This is a genomic window from Methylophilus sp. (genome assembly GCF_035460085.1).
Classification (GTDB): Bacteria; Pseudomonadota; Gammaproteobacteria; order Burkholderiales; family Methylophilaceae; genus Methylophilus.
In genome coordinates this window covers 65,446-83,578 of sequence record NZ_DATHWZ010000019.1, presented here as the reverse complement: position 1 = coordinate 83,578, position 18,133 = coordinate 65,446, and the positions used below count along the sequence as shown (strand labels likewise).

17 protein-coding genes are annotated in these 18,133 nt (G+C 47.5%); 5 read left to right on the top strand and 12 right to left on the bottom strand.

Going from position 1 to position 18,133, the window contains the following annotated elements; genetic code table 11:
- Positions 1-107 precede the first annotated feature (107 nt).
- Together mtnA and VK958_RS03010 are read left to right on the top strand one after the other, a co-directional pair.
- Positions 108-1,178, top strand: coding sequence for an S-methyl-5-thioribose-1-phosphate isomerase (gene mtnA / locus VK958_RS03015; protein WP_325238913.1), 1,071 nt, complete (start codon positions 108-110; stop codon positions 1,176-1,178).
- Positions 1,179-1,206: 28 nt separating this feature from the next.
- The gene (locus tag VK958_RS03010) at positions 1,207-1,848 is read left to right on the top strand and encodes a class II aldolase/adducin family protein (RefSeq protein WP_325238911.1); all 642 of its coding nucleotides are present in this window, start codon (positions 1,207-1,209) and stop codon (positions 1,846-1,848) included.
- 61 nt (positions 1,849-1,909) lie between these two features.
- Here the strand turns inward: VK958_RS03010 and VK958_RS03005 are convergent, their stop codons facing one another.
- The 5 genes from VK958_RS03005 to VK958_RS02985 all read right to left on the bottom strand — a co-directional run bounded on the left by VK958_RS03005 (position 1,910) and on the right by VK958_RS02985 (position 7,402).
- Positions 1,910-2,425, bottom strand: a complete 516-nt coding sequence (locus VK958_RS03005) for a hypothetical protein (RefSeq protein WP_325238909.1) — start codon at positions 2,423-2,425, stop codon at positions 1,910-1,912.
- Between the two features lie 192 nt (positions 2,426-2,617).
- On the bottom strand, positions 2,618-3,139 hold the full coding sequence (locus VK958_RS03000) for a GNAT family N-acetyltransferase (protein ID WP_325238907.1): 522 nt from the start codon (positions 3,137-3,139) through the stop codon (positions 2,618-2,620).
- Between the two features lie 26 nt (positions 3,140-3,165).
- Entirely contained in the window at positions 3,166-3,897 is a 732-nt protein-coding gene (locus VK958_RS02995) for an arginyltransferase (RefSeq protein WP_325238905.1), read from the bottom strand.
- Positions 3,894-4,613, bottom strand: a complete 720-nt coding sequence (gene aat, locus VK958_RS02990; protein WP_325238903.1) for a leucyl/phenylalanyl-tRNA--protein transferase — start codon at positions 4,611-4,613, stop codon at positions 3,894-3,896. Before aat ends, VK958_RS02995 begins: the two co-directional genes overlap by 4 nt.
- Positions 4,614-4,618: 5 nt before the next feature.
- Entirely contained in the window at positions 4,619-7,402 is a 2,784-nt protein-coding gene (locus VK958_RS02985) for a bifunctional diguanylate cyclase/phosphodiesterase (RefSeq protein WP_325238901.1), read from the bottom strand.
- A 239-nt stretch (positions 7,403-7,641) separates the two neighbouring features.
- Between VK958_RS02985 and VK958_RS02980 the strand changes: the two genes are divergently transcribed.
- The gene (locus tag VK958_RS02980) at positions 7,642-9,831 is read left to right on the top strand and encodes a YgiQ family radical SAM protein (protein ID WP_325238950.1); all 2,190 of its coding nucleotides are present in this window, start codon (positions 7,642-7,644) and stop codon (positions 9,829-9,831) included.
- Between the two features lie 28 nt (positions 9,832-9,859).
- Here VK958_RS02980 and VK958_RS02975 read toward each other — a convergent pair whose 3' ends face one another.
- Positions 9,860-10,903, bottom strand: a complete 1,044-nt coding sequence (locus tag VK958_RS02975) for a DUF2235 domain-containing protein (protein ID WP_325238899.1) — start codon at positions 10,901-10,903, stop codon at positions 9,860-9,862.
- Positions 10,904-11,204: 301 nt separating this feature from the next.
- On the opposite strand from VK958_RS02975, the gene VK958_RS02970 reads away from it, so the two are divergent.
- Positions 11,205-12,053, top strand: a complete 849-nt coding sequence (locus tag VK958_RS02970; protein WP_325238897.1) for a TraB/GumN family protein — start codon at positions 11,205-11,207, stop codon at positions 12,051-12,053.
- A 15-nt stretch (positions 12,054-12,068) separates the two neighbouring features.
- Here VK958_RS02970 and VK958_RS02965 read toward each other — a convergent pair whose 3' ends face one another.
- The 6 genes from VK958_RS02965 to VK958_RS02940 form a co-directional block, all read right to left on the bottom strand.
- A complete protein-coding gene (locus tag VK958_RS02965; RefSeq protein WP_325238895.1) occupies positions 12,069-12,548 on the bottom strand; it encodes a hypothetical protein in 480 nt (159 codons plus the stop codon).
- 18 nt (positions 12,549-12,566) lie between these two features.
- The gene (locus VK958_RS02960) at positions 12,567-13,940 is read right to left on the bottom strand and encodes a phospholipase D-like domain-containing protein (protein ID WP_325238893.1); all 1,374 of its coding nucleotides are present in this window, start codon (positions 13,938-13,940) and stop codon (positions 12,567-12,569) included.
- A 122-nt stretch (positions 13,941-14,062) separates the two neighbouring features.
- Entirely contained in the window at positions 14,063-14,443 is a 381-nt protein-coding gene (locus VK958_RS02955) for a response regulator (protein WP_325238891.1), read from the bottom strand.
- Between the two features lie 158 nt (positions 14,444-14,601).
- The gene (locus VK958_RS02950) at positions 14,602-15,234 is read right to left on the bottom strand and encodes a response regulator transcription factor (protein WP_325238889.1); all 633 of its coding nucleotides are present in this window, start codon (positions 15,232-15,234) and stop codon (positions 14,602-14,604) included.
- A gap of 11 nt (positions 15,235-15,245) precedes the next feature.
- Positions 15,246-15,689 (bottom strand): hypothetical protein, encoded by a 444-nt coding sequence (locus VK958_RS02945; RefSeq protein ID WP_325238887.1) that lies wholly within the window; start codon positions 15,687-15,689, stop codon positions 15,246-15,248.
- 83 nt (positions 15,690-15,772) lie between these two features.
- A complete protein-coding gene (locus VK958_RS02940) occupies positions 15,773-16,189 on the bottom strand; it encodes a glycine zipper domain-containing protein (RefSeq protein WP_325238885.1) in 417 nt (138 codons plus the stop codon).
- Between the two features lie 385 nt (positions 16,190-16,574).
- On the opposite strand from VK958_RS02940, the gene VK958_RS02935 reads away from it, so the two are divergent.
- Complete coding sequence (locus VK958_RS02935) at positions 16,575-18,014, top strand: CHASE3 domain-containing protein (protein ID WP_325238883.1); 1,440 nt, start codon at positions 16,575-16,577, stop codon at positions 18,012-18,014.
- The last annotated feature ends 119 nt before the right edge of the window (positions 18,015-18,133 follow it).

Sequence of the window (18,133 nt, the reverse complement as noted above, 5' to 3'; positions counted from 1 at the left end):
TCCACAGATTTTGTGGATGGAAAATTTGAGCAAGTCCGATAAAAAAATGCAAGCGGTTTTACACATATTTTTGTAAAGAAAAATAAACCATACTGTTTTTGAAATGTATGAAAATCCAGAACCAACATTACCGGACAATTTGGCGTGATGCACCATCCGTTTGCATCATCGATCAAACCCAATTGCCATTTGCTTTGGTGATTGAGCGTATCAACACGCATACCCAAATGTGCCATGCCATCAAGACCATGCAGGTGCGTGGTGCGCCATTAATCGGCGCCGCTGCTGCCTATGGCGTCGGATTGGGAATACAGCACAATCCTGATGACCAAACTGTGCATAAGGTTGCCAGCGAATTGATTGCCACCAGGCCTACCGCTGTGAACCTGGCCTGGGCAGTACAACGGATGACGCAACAACTGTTGTCTGTACCTGATGCGCAAAGGGTGCAGGCCGCATGGGAGTTTGCGCAAGCTATTGCTGATGAAGATGTGGCGCAAAACCATGCGATTGGCCAACATGGTCATTCGTTGATTGCAGCAAAAGCGGCAGCAAAGCCCATGCGCGTCATCAATATCCTCACGCATTGCAATGCAGGCTGGCTGGCTACGGTGGATGGCGGTACCGCGCTGGCACCTATTTATGCCGCCCATGATGCCGGACTGAATGTGCATGTGTGGGTCGATGAAACCAGGCCGCGTAACCAGGGTGCAAGTTTAACCGCGTGGGAGCTTGCTCAACATGGCGTGCCGCATACCGTCATCAGCGATAATGCCGGTGGTTATCTGATGCAACATGGGCAAGTGGATATGGTGATCGTCGGTGCTGACCGCGTAACCAGCAATGGCGATGTGTGCAACAAAATAGGCACTTACCTCAAAGCGCTGGCAGCTTATGACCAGCAGGTGCCTTTTTACGCGGCGGTCCCAACCCCCACAATAGACTGGCAGTTACTGCAGGGAACGGATATCGAAATTGAAATGCGCGATGCGGATGAGGTGGCTTACATGCAAGGGCAAAATGCGAGCGGACAAGTTTGCCAAATTCGCGTTATTCCCTACGAAAGCAAGGCATTGAATCCGGCTTTTGATGTCACGCCAGCGCGCCTGGTGACCGGTATTATTACCGAACACGGCGTTTTCCGGCCTGAACAATTACTGTCTTTGGCAGCCAGGTAATAAAATACCCAGTAATGAGAAACCCTGCATGACTACTCCCGCACCTTCACTACAACTGTTAACCGCCGCCCGTAACCTGTCTTTGCTGGGTTTGAATAAAGGCACTTCTGGCAACGCCAGCATACGCCTTTCGGATGGTTTCCTGATCACCCCTTCCGGGATGCCAGCCGAGCAGTTATCCGAAAGCAGTATGGTGTACATGCAATGGGATGGCAAACCTGAAGCCGGTAAAAAACCTTCCAGTGAGTGGCGTGTGCATATGGATATTTTAAAGGCAAGGCCTGAAGTGAATGCGGTTGTCCATTGCCATAGCATGTTTGCTACCACGATTGCCTGCATGGGCCGGGATGTGCCGCCGTTTAATTACATGATCGCAGCGGTAGGCGGCGACCATATTCGCTGCGCACCGTATGCACTGTTTGGTACCCAATTATTGTCTGATACTGCGGTTTCTGCGTTGCAGGGCCGTAAGGCGTGTTTGCTGGCACATCATGGCATGCTCTCCCTAGGCAAGGATCTATCGCAGGCCCTGGCCATTGCCGTGGAGGTGGAAAACTTATGTGAGCAGTATTGGCGCTTGTTGCAATTAGGCGAACCTAAACTGCTGAGTGTAGAGCAAATGCAGGAAGTGCACGCCCAGTTCACAGGTTATGGGCAATGGGCGAAATAAGGGCCTCGATGTCAGAGCCGATTATTTTACTTTCTGAATTCTCAGCCCTTTTAAAATCAGCTTATAGTTTAGGGAAAAGCCCTTGTGTGGTTAGGCGCAATAATTTACCTGGATCACAAATATATACGTTGCCTGTTGAAGGCTGTCCAGGTTCTGGTGCCGCTAAAATGGCTTCTGCCGGCGCATAACACTTCAATAACACGCCACCTGATTCCACTGCATTCAAGCCTTTGGCATAAGTAGTGGCAAGCTCTTCAGACACTGTCCAGCTAAATCCAATTTTATCCTGGTCAAATAAAAACCAGCTCTCGCCGCGGTACAGGGTGGTGCCGTCACCGCTGTGACCTGGCAAGGCTTTTCTCAGCACCTGAATGATTAAGGTGTCATCCTTGATTTTGGCGCGCAGGTCTCCGCCATAAATCAGCCACAAAGACTGGATCTTTTCTTTCACGAAGATGGAATCGTCATCGACACTGGCGAGGTAGGTGAATGTGTCGCGCCAGAGTGAGGCATCGGTGGCGTTCACATAAGTACCGTTGCAAAACTGCCGGGCGAGTGATTGAGGCGTGACTATCATTGAGTTAATACAAATGAATTCAATTTTAACTTATCCAGTGGCAGCCTCACGATTTCTAAACATGCGTGGATTGCTAGGTATAGGTAATTCCCAAGGTATATTCTTAATGCGGCTACGCTTGGAGCGTGTCAAGTATAATAAAAGTATGACACTTTTTTAAAAGTGGATGCCAGGATATTGCAAGGCAACCGTTTAATCTTCCACTGGCCTCTCCGGGGTGTCCAGTGTCAGTTGGTAAAAGCCTAAATCCAGCCAGCGGCCAAATTTGTATGCGGCCTGTTTTATAGTGCCGGCATGTGTAAAGCCAAGCTTTTCGTGTAGCAGCACGCTGCCAGTATTCGCAATATCTATACCGCCTACCATGACATGTACCTGGTTTATCCTGGCAGCTTCGATCAAATGTTGCATCAGTTGCAAGCCCAGCCCTTTACCTCGATGATGTTTGTGCACATAGACAGAATGTTCGACGGTGTATTGGTAGGCAGGCCAGGCGCGGAAAGTGCCATAGCTGGCAAAGCCTAGTAATGTACCCTCTTTGTCTACTACGCCTATGACCGGGAAGTGGTGATCTTGTTTGGCCTGGAACCAGGTCCGCATGGATTCAAAACTGCGGGCTTTGTAATCATAAAGTGCCGTGGAATTGAGGATGGCGTCATTCAGTATGTTTAATATGGCTTGTGCGTGTCTTTCAAAATCACAGTGGATGAATTGCAAGTCAGTTTCCCGGGATATGCTGCAGATTAAAGGTTCACCCATTCGCCATCAATCAGTTTCTCCTGTGGCTGGAACTGTTGCTTGTAAGTCATTTTATCGCTATCGGCAATCCAGTAACCTAAATACAGATAAGGTAAACCAAGCTGCCTGGCCCAGTCGATCTGCCACAGGATACTGTAAGTGCCGTAGCTGGCTCTGTCGGTAGTGTCGTAAAAGGTATATACCGCTGACAGGCCATCTGCCACCAGGTCAATCACACTCACCATCTTGAGCGTATTGTTGTCATCCCGAAATTCGATCATGATACTTTCGACATTGGTCTGACATAAAAACTGCTGGTACTGCGAGGCTTCGTCCTCTAACTCGCCGACATGATCTGGGCCGTTGCCGTGGCGCTGCTTCTGGTAGGCGTGATACAAAGCAAAATGTTCCGGCTGGTAGCTGGTTTCGAGGATGTTGATCTGCAAACCTGCGTGTTTTTTAAATGCGCGTTGCTGGCTGCGGGTGGGCGTGAATTCGTTCACTGGCAAACGCACCGAAATGCAGGCATTACAATGTTCGCAATGCGGCCGGTATGCGAACTTGCCACTGCGACGGAAACCCTGCTGGATTAACCCACTATATACATTTGCATCCACCAGGTTTTGCGGCGTGGCAATCAGGCTCTGCGCCAGTTTTTTTGGCAAGTAGCCACACGGGTAAGCCGTGGTCACATAAAACTGCAATTTCTGCAGCGAGGCATCGTTAGGCAGCGTCATTCTTGAGCCATATTATGATTGGTAATATCCTGATTCACGAGATCATCTAGTATGTCAATAAAGCGGTCTCTGGCGATTTCATAGGCGCCAAAACCAGCCAGCAAGGGCGTATGCATCTGACAATCAATCATACCGACTTGTTGCGTATTTAGCCATTGCACCATGTGGGCAAAAGCCACTTTGGAGGCATTGCTGACATGGTGGAACATGCTTTCACCATAAAACATGCGCCCGATCTTCACCCCATAACATCCACCGACCAAAATGTCGTCTTGCCAGGCTTCCACACTATGTGCAAAACCCTGTCTATGCAATTCAGAATAAGCTTGAGCCATCTGGTCAGAAATCCAGGTGCCGTCCTGGCCGGGGCGGGCGGTGTTTGCACATCCCTCGATCACATGCTCAAATGCGGTATTGATACGGATCTCAAACAGCTGTTGCTGAATGACTTTGCGTAGCGAGCGGCTGATATTGACCTGTGCCGGAAATAACACCATGCGCGGATCCGGACTCCACCACAATATAGGTTCACCGGGGCTGAACCACGGAAAAATACCATGTTGGTAAGCTGCCAATAATCGCTCCGCTGTCAGGTCACCGCCAATGGCAATCAGCCCGTTAGGGTCTTTGAGGGCGTGATCCAATGCCGGGAAGGGCGTGTGTTGATCAAGGATTAATACTGGCCCGCCGGGGAGCGGATAATAACTTTCTTGCATAAGCGTCAATCAAATTGATACGGAGAATGCTTGCTCATCCATTCTACAACCTTGTTGCCAGGCATGGCGCGCGCGATGCCATAACCTTGCGCATAGTCACAACCCAGTGACCGCAAAATACGGGCCTGCTCGGCTTTTTCAACCCCTTCAGCTATTACTTTGCGACCGAACTCGCGGCATAGTGTAATCACACTCCTGATCACTGCCATGTCTTCCTGGTTGATCAGCATGTTGTGTACAAACGATTGATCAATTTTAATGATGTCTACCGGCAAACGGCGCAAGTAAATGAGCGAAGAATAGCCGGTACCAAAATCATCAATCGAAAAAGAGACGCCTAATGCATGGCACTGCTGGATCACACGATTCACGCGGGCAAAGTCTGTGATTGCTGCACTTTCGGTAATTTCAATGTGCAGTTGTTGCGGTTGGATTTCCGGGTATTTCTGCAGCAGGCTGGTGATTTGCTCGGTAAACTGTTTGTGCATCAAATGCTGGGCTGCGATATTGACCGACACTTGCGTGTTAAATCCTTGTTTCTGCCATTCACTAAGCTGGCGCAAGCCTTCTTCGATCACCCAGTAACCGATATCAATAATCAGGGTGGTATGTTCAACGGATGCAAGAAAGTCATTGGGATAGAGTAATCCGCGCACGGGGTGTTGCCATCTGAGCAGTGCTTCGAAACAGAAAATCTCTCCCGTTTGCATGGAGGCTTGCGGCTGGTAAGCTAACCTGATGTGATTATGCTGAATGGCAACCAGCAGGTCTTTTAATAAGGTTTGTTGTTGTTGCGACTGTTGTGCTGAAGCCAGATCAAAGAGGTGGTATTGGTGCCCGCCATGTGTTTTGGCATGATACATGGCATGGTCCGCATGCCTGAGCAAGGTATCGGGCGGATGATGGTCAAATGGATATAAGGTATAACCGATACTGGCAGAAATAGAAAACTTGAATTTATCGATCGCGAATGGTTTTTCTATTGCCGTCAATAACCGCTTGAGTAAACGGGTGTACTCCGCTTGGGTGTGGCAACCGCATAACAGCATCGCAAATTCATCGCCGCCGAGGCGGGCAATGGTGTCAGTAGGCCGCAGCATGCCGGTGAGTCTGCTGGCTAATTGTGTCAGCAGCTTGTCACCATACTCATGACCATACTGGTCGTTCACGATCTTGAAATCGTCCAGATCAATGTAGCAGATCGCGATTAAAGATTGCTCACGTTCTGCCTCAATCAAGGCATGCTGCAAACGCCTGGAAAATAATATGCGGTTCGGGAGCTGCGTCAGTGCGTCATGGTAAGCCAGGTGTTCGAGTTTATTCTGCTGTTCCTTGGCATGGGTAATATCTGAAAACAGGCCCACATAATGCTCAAAAATGCCAGACTCGTTCATCACAGGAGATAGCTCAAACTCGGTCAAGTATTCCTGCCCGTGTCTATGCTGGTTCCATACTTCGCCTCTCCATTCCTGCACCGTTTTAGGTTTATAAAAAGACTCAAAAAAATCTGGCTCATGACAAGCCAGGCCAAACGCCTGCGGTGGTTTGCCGATGACCTCGTTTTGGCTATAACCGGTGATGGCACTAAAAGACGGGTTGCATTGCACAATCAGGCCATGAGCATCCGTAATAAAGATGGCATCGGTGGCATGCTCAAAAACGCTGGAGGATATTTTCAGGCGATTGGCATTCGCCTGGATCTGGCTCAGCATTTCCCGTAGACGCCGCCGCATTTTCACCATATTGGCAATTAATGTGCCTGGCTCGGCAGTCGTGTTGTCCTCAGCAAAATCCCCACTTTCGATACGCATGAGCAGTTGCTTGGCAGTTTCAGGCTCACCTCCCAGTGGATTTAAGACAAAGCGACGCAAGCCGCTGATCAATGCAATCAATGCAACCAGTGCAACCACCAGTGTGATGATCAGAACGGGTGAAAGGGCGCCGAGCGCTGACCAGTAGGCTTCACTGGCGGGGTAAAGGATATTGATAGTGAAATCCCATTCAGGGACTTCGCGCGTGACCTTTTTCCATTCATCATGCGTGTTATTCAAAGCACCGATTGCGCGCTGGCGGCTAACCCCTGCGGTCAGGAAACGTATGCTCCCCTGATGATCGGTAATGGCGACAAAGCCCTTTTCCAGAAACCCCCATTGCCTGATCGCCTGATCGATCGCATTGAAATTCAGTTTATAGCCGACATACCAGGCGCCAATCAGTTGGCCTTTGTTGTCATGCATGGGTTCATAACGGGAGAGGTAAGCTTCTCCCAAAATATCCACTACGCCGTAAAAGGTTTGATTGTTGAGCAGTTGCGTGATTGCTTTGCCTTTGGTATCGAGCTCAGTGCCAAACGCATTACTGCCATCGGCTTTTTTGACATTGGTGGCAATGCGGAAAAAATGCTGGTCGCGTTTCACAAAAATGGTGGCTGTACCACTGCCAATCCGTGTCACGGAATCGACCAGGATACTTTTGCCGGTTTGGGGAGTATTGCCAAATAACAGGTTGGGTACCTGTTTATCTTCCAGGGTGGTCATGCCACTAATCGAAGGCTGCCCTTCAACCGAGGCATATTGCTGTAGTAATGCCATGCTGGAGAGCACGTGTTCACTCACCAGGGTTCTGGCGGTAATCAGCAGGTTCGAGAGTTTTTGCGTTTCTTCATTTGCCTCGGCTTCTATCTTGGCCAGGTGCTGATTGAAGATATAGGCAAATGAAATCAGTCCGATAGTCAGGCTGATCGCAGCCAGTGGCAACAGGATTTTTTTAAAAAGTGCGTAGTGTTTCATTGTATATTTGTGTAAATATTATTTAACAAACCCTCCTTAATCCACACGTTTATACAGGCCTTTCCTGGATGCTGCAATACAAATATGTGCTCTTGATGATGTAAATAGTGATGCTATAGATAGGTGTTGTACAAGGAAACTCTAATGAGGAATTTAACAGAATTTCTGAAAAAAATTATTTCAAATCAATTGATTAACGCGTAAAATGCGCAGTTCTCAAGCTTTTGTCGAACACTCGCGTGGAAACCTACACCTCCCTTACCGCCAAACCTGTCAGCAGCTATCGTCCTTATTGGGCGAAACGCTTCGGTACTGCGCCTGTGCTGCCGATGAGCCGCGCCGAAATGGATGCGCTTGGTTGGGATAGTTGCGACATCATCCTGGTCAGCGGCGATGCCTATATTGATCACCCCAGTTTCGGCGCAGCGCTGATCGGACGTTTACTCGAAGCCCAGGGTTTCCGGGTTGGCATCATTGCCCAGCCGGACTGGCAAACTGCCGAACCATTCAAGGCTTTGGGTAAACCTAATCTTTATTTTGGGGTCACGGCAGGCAATATGGATAGCATGGTCAACCGCTATACCGCTGACCGTAAAATCCGTTCGGACGATGCTTACACACCTAATGCCGCCTCTGATAAACGGCCGGACCGCGCTGTGCTGGTATATTCGCAGCGTTGTAAAGAGGCCTACCCGTCTGCGCCACTGGTGATCGGTAGTATTGAAGCCAGCCTGCGCCGCATAGCACATTACGATTACTGGTCAGATAAAGTCCGTCGCTCGATACTGATTGATTCCAAGGCTGACCTGTTGCTATATGGCAATGCCGAGCGCGCGATTATTGAACTGTCCCACAGGCTTGGTCGTGGCGAAGACATTGCCGATATCCAGGATATCCGCGGTACCGCCTATATTCGCAAACAGGTGCCGGATGAATTTGTTGAGGTGCCATCCACACGCCTGGACCGCCCTGGCGTTGTCGATAAGCATGAAGATCCTTATGCCATGAAAATGGGCAAAAGTGACGCCAGTTGTGCCACCGATGAAAAGAGTAACGATGCAGCAGCTGCGGCGCCAACCATCAGCATGCCGCTGCCACTCAAAGCCGCCAAGGTGCCGCGTGACCGCCAGGTGATTCGCATGCCTTCGTATGAAGAAGTGGTCAGCGACCCTGTGATGTATGCGCATGCTTCGCGCGTGCTGCATCTGGAAGCAAACCCTGGGAATGCGCGTGCGCTGGTGCAAAAACACGGTAACCGCGAAGTGTGGCTGAACCCGCCGCCGATACCGCTAACGACCAAAGAAATGGACCATGTTTACGATTTGCCATATGCACGTAAACCGCATCCTGCTTACAACGGCGCTAATATTCCGGCTTGGGAGATGATCCGTTTTTCAGTCAACATCATGCGCGGCTGTTTTGGCGGCTGCACATTCTGTTCGATCACCGAACATGAAGGCCGCATTATCCAGAGCCGTTCGGAGGATTCCATCCTGCGCGAGATTGAAGAAATCCGTGACAAGGTAGAGGGTTTCACCGGTGTGATCTCTGACCTTGGCGGGCCGACCGCTAATATGTACAGGCTTTCATGTAAATCGGAAGAGATTGAAAAAAGCTGCCGCAAATTATCCTGTGTTTATCCTGGTGTGTGTGAAAACCTGAATACAGATCATTCGGCCTTGATCCAGCTCTACCGTAAGGCGCGCAACTTGCGCGGCGTGAAAAAAATCCTGATCGGATCGGGTCTGCGTTACGACCTGGCGGTCAAGTCGCCGGAATACGTCAAAGAATTGGTGCAGCACCATGTCGGCGGTTACCTGAAAATCGCGCCAGAACATTCAGAAGAAAATGTGCTGAGTAAAATGATGAAGCCGGGTATGGGTGCCTATGATGAATTCAAGCGCATGTTTGATAAGTTCAGTGCCGAAGCCGGCAAGAAACAGTACCTTATCCCGTATTTTATTGCGGCGCACCCCGGCTCTACTGATGAAGACGTCTTAAATCTGGCGCTGTGGCTGAAGCGTAATGACTTCCGGCTGGACCAGGTGCAGACCTTTACACCGACGCCGATGGCGATGGCCACCGCCATGTACCACAGTGGCAAGAATCCGTTACGCAAAGTGACGCAGGATTCAGAAATGGTGCCGGTACCCAAAGCAGGCAATGTGCGCAAATTGCATAAAGCCTTTATTCGCTACCATGACCCGCAAAACTGGCCGATGTTGCGCGAAGCCTTGAAGAAGATGGGCAGGGCAGATTTGATCGGCAATGGTAAAAAGCATTTGATACCTGCCTATCAACCGGCCGTACTCTCCAAAATTGTACAATCAGATGGTAGCCGGTTTGTACCGAAAGCGATGCCTAAAGGGTTTAACCAGACCAAAAGCTATGCCAGTCCTAAAAAAGGCCCCGGTAGCCGCAAACATTAATCTTAAGCTCAGCCATGCTGGTTTCATCTTACGGATAATCAATCTTGGCGTTAGTTAAAGTGGGGGGGCGGTAATCAGCCTGTGCCACCCATTTTGACTTTACTGATGTATCCACAGTGACATTCACTGAACGCATATTGTTTTGTATGACTTCATAAGGCCGGAAAAAGCGGCCATCGCCTTTTACGAACAAACCTTTGAAAAAGCCATAGATACCATAAGCAAACTCTTTATAAGAATCAGTCGGTTTGGTTAAATAGGCATTGGTCGGCGCCACATAAGGTTTCAGTTTTAAATTGGCATTGCGCGCTTTCTCAAGCATCCAGGCTAGTGCCAGCGTCGATAACGGATCCTTGCCATAGCCGCCACCGACATTGGCATGCGCACCAATAAACCAGCGTTGCTCCACATCGGTGTTTTCAGGTTTTTTGGTGCCATGTTCATTGGTCCACATGGCAACGTTGTAAGCTTCTCGGTTTTCATCCAGTGCCATGGCGTGATAGGCATAGGAGACGATTTTCGATAGTTCGGTGTCATGCCAGGAATAAAGTGCCTTTTCGGAAATCATGGTACCTGGAATACCCAGTGCGCCTACCGTGTCCCATACACCAAGAAAATGCACATTAACCTCAAGGCTATATGTGTGCCTGAATGCCTGGCATTGATCGCTATCAGGGTGCGCCGATTTGTCTCGATATAAATCTTCTGCACGTTGCAATAAATTTGGCGTACTAGTTTTGAGCAAACCACATTTGCGGATCAGCCCGACCATACTCCTGGCGGTATATGCACCACGGCTAAAACCAAATACCCATATCTCATCACCTTCCTTGTAATGCCTTACCAGCCAGTCATACCCCTTAAGCAAGTTTTCGCTGAGGCCATAACCAAACAGGCCGCCACGTAATTTGTCGCCAGGTGCCGTGCCTACGCCGGGCTCGTAAAAGAAAGGCTGTTTGATCTCGCCGTCGTATTCTTCTATCAAAGTCGATAGCTGGAATACATTGGTCAGGTCAGAGGGGTCATTCCAGGTGCCATCAAACAGCACAATCAATCTTTCTTTTTTTCTCATCACACTTCCTCCAATGTGAATAAATATGAGAAGCAGTGTGCAACACACCGCCTGAGGCATGTTTGCCCGGATGTATTTCGATGAGGGTTTGGCATGGCAGCCTTTCTGAATTTGTCGTTGATATTATTTAACACATGGTAGCGCTGTATCATTTATGTGACAACTTCAATGTGCTCATAAGAGAAACAGTCACCATCCAGGTATACAAACATATGATTTGATACGGAATGTGTGAGAGGATGTCAGCTCGTTTGGGCCGATGCTGGTTGATCGTTGCCTATCACTGGAAATGAGGAATGTGATGCGATATTTATGGCTGATAGCCACAATATTTTTGTTGTTCAGCCAGCACGGTAGCACTGCTGAAAAGAGTTTATTCTGGCAACTGGAATCGCCGGGCGGCCAGATCAGTTACCTGTTTGGCACTATACATACCGATGATAATCGTGTGACTGACTTTTCGCCTAAGGTATTGCAAGCATTAAAGAATGTAGATACGTTCATGCTGGAGGTTGCAGATGCGCCGCCAGCAAGGTTACTGCAATTGCCCCAGGGGGACTTAAAGCAATATTTATCTGAGGCTGAACTCGACCAAGTCGCGCAGCTGGCGGATATACATGTCATGCCGTTGGAAATGGTGCTGAAAATGAAACCCTGGTTATTGGCGGTGCTGTTTGACCTGCCGAAACCGCAGACACCTTTTGCGCAAGATTTCTTGTTGAAGGCCAAAGCAGAGGAGCTTGATAAACGCATCATAGGGCTGGAGAGCGCGGAAGAGCATTTCGGCGTGATGGACAGCCTGACCGTGGACGAGCAGTTGTTAATGTTACATGCGGTACTTAAGCGTAGCCAAAAACAAAAAGAAAAGGATTTTGAGCAGTTGTTGAAAGCATACCTGGCGGGGAATCCTGACCAGGTAGCAAACATGGACGATGAGATGACGCGTGGTGTGTTACCTGCTGCAGTATGGCAGCGCATGCGCGTTAAATTACTGGACGAGCGTAATCTGAAAATGGCTGAGCGAGGTCTTGAGCAGGCAAAACAGGGTAGGGTGTTTATAGCCGTTGGCGCTGCTCATCTTGCAGGCAATAATGGATTGATTCAGGCGTTTAAACAGGCTGGCTTTAAAGTGACACCATTAAAAAAGTAATGCATTAGAAAAGTATCAAACACGCACTTGATTGACCTCATGGGCGATGCGGGTAATGTGTGTAACAAAGTCTGCATCTTCTCCCACAAGCAGCCTGGGCAAATGCTGGCGGAAATCTTCGCGCAGGCACCACTCGCGCATGTAATCCTCCCATGACATCCAGCGACGCAGGCGCTTTCCACGCATGTCCGGATCATAAGCCAGCAAATATGCGCGTTCAAATAAGGAGATAAGTATCTCGAACAATACCAGTTTGCGCTCTTCCTGCTCTGCTGACATGGTTAATGGCCCACTGTGCGAACGCAGTTGCAAATCAGGGTGAGCCATGACCAGTTTCAGAAAATCGGTATAGTTGTCGGCAAGCAGTTGATAGACTTCTTCGTCTTCATTCTCGCGCTCTTTACGTTGCTCAAGCATGAAGGTCATGATCGCCAGTGGCAGGCCAACGACCGTGACAACGTAACTGAGTAATTCCCATGTGTCTTTACTCATCATTTTTGTCTTTACCGATCATTAAAGAATGTCCTCAAAAATACGCGATGATTGCTGCTTGAGTATTTGCCATAAAGAGCGTTTTTGCCACTCTTGCAATGTGATCTTTTTAGCACTTTTCAAATCTTCCTGAAAGCGGCTTTCAAGGGTTTGGGCTATCTGGTTATCCAGAATCACCACGTCAATTTCAGCATTGATGCCCGCGCTGCGATAATCAAAATTCGAACTGCCAATCACAGACCATACGCCATCAATCGATATCATTTTGGCATGTAATATCTGATCTCGCATCTCGTAAATTTCAATGCTATGTTTTAACAGGCGCGTATAGTGCGAACGCTGCACATTGATCGCCAGTATTGAATCACTCAGGCTGGGCACTAGTAACGATATCTTCACGCCACGTTCAGCCGCGGCGATCAGCACATCTTCCTGTGCTTCGGTAGGCACAAAGTAAGCCGAGTTCAGGATAATGTGGCTTTCTGCATTCTCAATCGCAGCGATCAGGGTAAGGTAATACGGTGAATCTGTATTTTTTCGCTTACTGGCAGGGGTAGCAATGACGCGCACAAACTGTACGCCCATTTTGGAAAGCGTTGGGAAGAAGCTGGACTCATCCAATGGCTGTGTCGCGTCCCAATGGTCTAGAAAAACCTGTTGAATATTGGCCACCACCGGGCCTTCCACCATGATATCGGTGTCGCGCCAGTCGGCCTGGTTAAGCTCAGGTAATTTTTGCTTGCTGAAGAAACGTAGCGAACCTTTGCTTTGGTAGGTTTTGCTTAAATTCACTCCGCCCAAAATGGCAACCTTGCCATCGATGACCATTATTTTTCGATGATCCCGCTGATTAATCAAAATGATGGTGTCAGCTTGCACAGGATGAAAAACGGTGATTTTGGCACCTGCTTTTTTCAGGGTCTCAAATAGTTCAGGCGGGGTACTCATTGAACCGATTGCATCATAGATAATGTGCACGCTGACACCTTTTGACAGCTTGCCCAAAAGCAGGGCCTTGAGTGTGACCCCGCCAAGATCTACATCTTCAAACGTAAAATACTCAAGATTGATATGGTGTTGCGCGCTTTCCAGGGCACTACGCATACTGCTGAAAGTCACCTCGCCATTAAACAGTAAAGTAACTTTGTTGTCGGCATATAGACTATTGCCGGCAATGGCTTGCTCAATGTGAAGATGCTCGGCCAGTGATGCGCGAATGCTTTCATCCTGTGAGAGATTTTTTAATACTTTGTTGATTTTTTGCTGGGGCAGGGGTTTCTTTGCGCCAACAACTTCTATGGTCTTTGTTTGTGGATTGAGCTCATCAAGCACTTGCTTTGAATCAGGGATGGAAGCACAGCCCGTGATCAATATTGATAGAAATAATATACACACCAATGCTGACGGATGGCAAAAAAGATGAAGCGGATTTTTATGGTGGATTCTTGCCCAAGACTGCAGGCGCATACAGATGATCGTGGGCATGTTGTCCACTACACAATCTTTTAAAGTGAGACTCAGGAAGGTTGGCTTGCGTGTTTTTGTATGACATCCATACATTCATCAAACTGCAATGACTTGTCAAAAAAGTACTCAACGCCCATATCTTTGGCCAGATTGCGATAATAGTTATTACCGTGATTAGTCAGCATCACAATATCAGGGTTCTTGAAAGGATAATTTTTTTGTTTGGCGTGACGAACAACATCGAACCCGGTGCCCTCGGCAAGTTCAATGTCCAGAACAATCATGTCATATTCGGATGAATTCAGGAATTCGATTGCTTCATCACTCGTGGTGGCAATATCTTGAATTTCTAATTGGTCACAGTCGTGCAACATCTCAAGGATGACATCACGAATCAGTGCAGAGTCTTCAACTAACAATAATTTATACATGATTATAACCAATCACTACCCCGAAATATTGTATAAAAAGTTTTGCTGTCTGACTGTAGAGACTGCTCCTACATTGCCCTACCTGATGATGTTGATGGATAGACGGTAAGTCATTTTTTAAAGCCGGAGCCTCAACGGTGAAAACCCTTAATGAGGCTTTAGTTGAGTAAACCATATTTAATCGCATAGTAAGTTAAATCAGCATTTGACTTCATCGCCATCTTTTCCAAGATGCGGCTACGGTAGGTGCTCACCGTTTTGATACTGATAAATAGTTCGTCTGCGATAGCTGTAGGAGTCTGTCCGGCCGCCAGTTTTACAAATACCTGGAATTCGCGGTCAGATAGTGTTTCATGCAATTGTTTTTCAGAGGGATGACTGAGTTCATTGGTCATCAATTCAGCCAGTTCCGCTGAAATATAGCGTTTGCCAGCTGCAACCGTACGGATAGCCTGGATGATTTCATCAGAATCCGCATTTTTTGAGAGATAGCCCTTGCAACCGTTGCGCATCAGGTTTAATGCATACTGGTCTTCAGCATAGCCGCTCAACACAAGCACAGGTAAGGTAGGGGAGACATGCTTTAATTCATGGAGGGTATCGACACCATTTTTGTCCGGCATCGAAATGTCCAGCACCATGGCATCAAATTCTTTTTCACGTACCAGTTGGATTGCTTCAGCCCCAGAACTGGCTTCGCCAGTCACTTGTAAATCAGATTCCAATTCAATCAAGTTGCGCAATCCATCGCGCACGATACTGTGATCATCGACCAGAAGAATTCTTTTCATTATATTTCTCGTTATCGGGTTGCAGAGCGTATGGTATCAGTATTTGGTGAAGGATTCGAAGCTGGCGCTGGTTGATCCTCTGTAGGCTGCTCGTTTACCATTTCAGTCCTGAATAAATTCCAATCGCTACTGATCATGGAAATTGAATCTGCAAACAGACTCTTTTTTTTCCAAACCTTACGGACAGCAAAAAAAGCGATCACGCCTATCAATACAGGAATGGACATCGCAACACCTAATATCAAAGTACGGTTAGGATGTTCCCACAGTAAGGAGAACAGCCACATCAGACCTAATAGACCGGTAAAAATAAACATGGAGAAAACCACCAGAATCCCGATGACACTGGTGGCTATACGCTCGGTTTCCCCCAAAAAATCCTGCTTGATCTGAGTTGCACGCTCTTCTGTATAGTCGGCAACCTGATGACGCATGGTCAGCAAATTATCTGTCAATGAGGTTATTTTGCGATTGAAAAATAACATAGCTGTAAATTTAAGGAGGTTAACCCACATAGATATCCCTTGTTAGCCCTGAGTTAATCGCGGCGCTTGTTGCCTAGCAGGTAACCTAACAACAAACCTACACCAGCGGCTGCCAATACTGTACCCAGTGGATGCTCATGCACCGTATCTGAAGTTCTTTCTTTCACTGTGTCATAAGTCTGGCTGAGCTCTTCCTGCACCTGGTTTTTCACACGGCTGGCGCCAGAGGTGATTTTAGATGCGATCGAAGCTGCTGTCTCTTCATTGGTCAAACGATCAATGTTGGTTTTCAATGTACGGATTAAATTTTTGGCTTTGTCTTGTGTGGTATCCGCAGTATCTTGTACCGCATCAAGCAAATCATTTGCCGTTGTCTTTACCTGTGCCGCGATTTCTTCAATCGCCTGGTCAGATTGCTGTGCTAAACGGTCGGTTGTTTGTTCAACATTGTCTTTTGAAAAATTAAACATTATTAACTCCTATTGATATTGATCGGAAATTAAAAACACATTGTTACCAAAAGCGTTGTATAAAACCTGCTAAACGCTAAATGTTAGAAAGCCAAGCATATACAAGGTTTCAGATTCATGCTAACTGATTTTGACTATCCAATCAGCACCATGTGTTTTCAGCATGGAACAATAGTACCCATGGCTGTAGGACATCCCTATCGGTTAGACACCTATATGAAAGTCAGAATCGTCTTACAAAGCGCCTGAATGCTTGCTAGGGCACATCTATGCATTGCTGATATCCGATAACACCGCTATGATGCGGTTAATAGTTTTTAATATGTTCCCTACATAAATACAGGCTCCGTTTATTGCTGACTTCAATATCGGCAATCATCACACCATGCAAAATCTTAGAACGTATCTTCTTGCAGTGCTGGATCGAATGGAAAAGGTTGGTGAAACCTTTGGCGGTAATACTGTTGCCCTGTTAACCGTCAGCTTAATTCTGGCTGCCGCAATGCTGGTATTCAATGACCGCCTGATCGTTAACACCAGTGAAAAAACCGATGCGTTAACCACACTCGACCGATTAATCATGGAAACCTGGCAGACGCGTGCGCATCTTGCGATTGCTGAAAGCGCGCAACGGGGTTATCTGCTTACCCGCTCAGACACTTACTTTCAACCTTATGATGCAGCTACAGGCCAAATCACTGCGCATTTGCGTAATATCAATAAATTGCTGGATCGCACGAATCTGACCCAGCATCCGGCGATCCGCACCATCATGACTGAAATGATCAATAGTATTGCCAAAAAGTCAGCCGAGATGAGCGTCACCATTGATTTAGCCAAAAAACGCCAATTTGACAAGGCATTAGCTGTCATCAAGCTGGATTCAGGGATGAAGGAAAGCCGCAATATAGAGAAGCTGGCACATCAGTTTGAAAAGCAGGTGATGGAGTACCGGGTTGAGTTGGCCGAAGCACGAAACAACACGCGGCGCATGATGCGCTGGTTCGTGATGGCTTGTCCGCTTATTTTTGTTTCGCTCGTGGTGCTCGTGATCAAACGCTTGTTACGCGAACTGGCAGAGAAAGCAAAACTGCATAAACGCCTTACCGATGAAAATACCGAGTACGAACTTAATGTCCAAACATTGCGCGATAAGCTGCAGGGTGAAGCATTGCAAGCGCAAACCAATGTTGAGCGTGAACGCTACAAGCTCTCCAGGGAGTTGCATGACGAGCTTGGCTCACTGCTGACTGCTATCAAAATGGATATTTCCTGGGCGGTTAAGCATCTTAAGGATGACTTGCCGCAAGTGACCGAAAAACTTAAAAAAACCAATCAATATCTTGATCGCAGTATTAATTTCAAACGTGAGATTGTGCAAAACCTGCATCCATCCATGATAAAAACCTTTGGCTTGAATGCCTCCCTGCAGAATTTGCTGAATGAAGCAGAGAGCAGAAATCAGTGGCAAATGGATATTATCCTGCCAGAGCAAGACCTGGAGATCAATGAGACGTTGAGCCTGATTATTTACCGGCTTGTACAGGAGAGCCTGAATAATTGTAGTAAATATGCCGAGGCAACAAAGGTTTCGGTGCATGTGCTCAATGATGATCAATACATCAAAGTTGAAATCGCAGATAACGGCGTTGGTTTTGACACCAGTAAGTTGAAAAGTGCTTCAACTGGCATCAGCGGTTTACGTAATCGCGTAGAGTCTATTGGCGGCCATTACGAAATTTTCAGTTCCCCTTTGCAAGGCGCAAGCACGCGTGTGCTATTGCCGTATCTCAGAGATTCCTTCCTGCTCAGGCCTCAATTGTAGTCATATTCTGACATCCATTTCAGTCATCAGACGACTGACCAAATATCTCCAGTTCTCTACCATAGCTATACAACAAATCACATATTTTTGTGGTTAACTTAACTAGAATTAGAAAGTAA

Excerpts from the sequence above, each read along its gene's own strand:
- aat (WP_325238903.1), bottom strand. The coding sequence starts at position 4,613 with ATGCAAGAAAGTTATTATCCGCTCCCCGGCGGGCCAGTATTAATCCTT.
- mtnA (WP_325238913.1), top strand. The coding sequence starts at position 108 with ATGAAAATCCAGAACCAACATTACCGGACAATTTGGCGTGATGCACCA.
- VK958_RS02970 (WP_325238897.1), top strand. The coding sequence starts at position 11,205 with ATGCGATATTTATGGCTGATAGCCACAATATTTTTGTTGTTCAGCCAG.
- VK958_RS02940 (WP_325238885.1), bottom strand. The coding sequence starts at position 16,189 with ATGTTTAATTTTTCAAAAGACAATGTTGAACAAACAACCGACCGTTTA.
- VK958_RS02985 (WP_325238901.1), bottom strand. The coding sequence starts at position 7,402 with ATGAAACACTACGCACTTTTTAAAAAAATCCTGTTGCCACTGGCTGCG.
- VK958_RS03005 (WP_325238909.1), bottom strand. The coding sequence starts at position 2,425 with ATGATAGTCACGCCTCAATCACTCGCCCGGCAGTTTTGCAACGGTACT.
- VK958_RS02935 (WP_325238883.1), top strand. The coding sequence starts at position 16,575 with ATGCAAAATCTTAGAACGTATCTTCTTGCAGTGCTGGATCGAATGGAA.
- VK958_RS02955 (WP_325238891.1), bottom strand. The coding sequence starts at position 14,443 with ATGTATAAATTATTGTTAGTTGAAGACTCTGCACTGATTCGTGATGTC.
- VK958_RS03010 (WP_325238911.1), top strand. The coding sequence starts at position 1,207 with ATGACTACTCCCGCACCTTCACTACAACTGTTAACCGCCGCCCGTAAC.
- VK958_RS02950 (WP_325238889.1), bottom strand. The coding sequence starts at position 15,234 with ATGAAAAGAATTCTTCTGGTCGATGATCACAGTATCGTGCGCGATGGA.
- VK958_RS02975 (WP_325238899.1), bottom strand. The coding sequence starts at position 10,903 with ATGAGAAAAAAAGAAAGATTGATTGTGCTGTTTGATGGCACCTGGAAT.
- VK958_RS02995 (WP_325238905.1), bottom strand. The coding sequence starts at position 3,897 with ATGACGCTGCCTAACGATGCCTCGCTGCAGAAATTGCAGTTTTATGTG.
- VK958_RS02965 (WP_325238895.1), bottom strand. The coding sequence starts at position 12,548 with ATGATGAGTAAAGACACATGGGAATTACTCAGTTACGTTGTCACGGTC.